This is a genomic window from Streptomyces sp. SP17BM10 (assembly GCF_036322405.1).
Classification (GTDB): domain Bacteria; phylum Actinomycetota; class Actinomycetes; order Streptomycetales; family Streptomycetaceae; genus Kitasatospora.
The window spans coordinates 1-327 of sequence record NZ_JAQYXB010000082.1 but is presented as its reverse complement, the minus strand read 5'-3'; the positions used below and the strand labels follow the sequence as shown (position 1 = coordinate 327).

The 327-nt window shown below is 42.2% G+C and carries 1 protein-coding gene; it reads left to right on the top strand.

The features are described 5' to 3' along the window. Window positions 1-138: 138 nt before the first annotated feature. A partial coding sequence (locus PUR71_RS40825) for a hypothetical protein (protein ID WP_329924261.1) occupies window positions 139-327 on the top strand: 189 nt, incomplete at its 3' end.

Sequence of the window (327 nt, the reverse complement as noted above, 5' to 3'; positions counted from 1 at the left end):
CGTTGGGGATGTTTATCTCCTCCCCCACCTTCTGGGCGAGGGTATGGGTGGTTTTGACCTGGTTTGGGTTGTTCTTGTTGTCCCGTGTGGTTTTGTTGTGGCGTTTGGTGTTGTTTGTTTGCTAGTTGTGGTGTGGGTGTGGGGGGGTGTGGGGTGTGTGTTTTGGTTTGTTGTTTTTGTTGTTGGGTGTGTTGTGTTTTTTTTTTTTGTTTTTTTTTTTTTGTTTTTTGTTTTGTGGTTTTTTTGGGGGTTTTTTTTTTGTGTTTTTGTGTGTGTGTGGTTTGTGGGTTGGTGTTTTTTGTTTTTTTTTTTTTGGTCTGCCCCCCT